The 249-nt window shown below is 38.2% G+C and carries 1 protein-coding gene; it reads left to right on the top strand.

Going from position 1 to position 249, the window contains the following annotated elements; translation table 11 throughout:
* Positions 1-249, top strand: a 249-nt coding sequence (locus AOA59_RS32310) for a hypothetical protein (RefSeq protein WP_158235208.1), incomplete at both ends; no start/stop codon positions are given.

The raw sequence follows: 249 nt of genomic DNA, 5'->3' as shown, positions 1-249 counted from the left end.
GTATTGAATTATTGGATGAACAATTTCCACCTGGCGAATTCACACCAACAACTGTTATTATCGATGCTCGCGATACAGGCTTATTAACAAACGAAAACCTAGAACAATTACAGACTGTTTTGATGATGCAACAAGGAGTTAGAGACATCGGTGAGATACAGGGTTCGGAAGCAGACGATAGGATTATAAGTTTTGATTTGTGGTTTGAGAATGATCCATACTCGATTATCACTTTAAGCCAATTAGAGG

This window comes from Pseudomonas sp. 2822-15 (assembly GCF_002742515.1).
Lineage (GTDB): Bacteria > Pseudomonadota > Gammaproteobacteria > Pseudomonadales > Pseudomonadaceae > Aquipseudomonas > Aquipseudomonas salomonii.
Note: the sequence above shows the minus strand (reverse complement) of the source record. Positions and strands in the feature narration are given on the sequence as shown.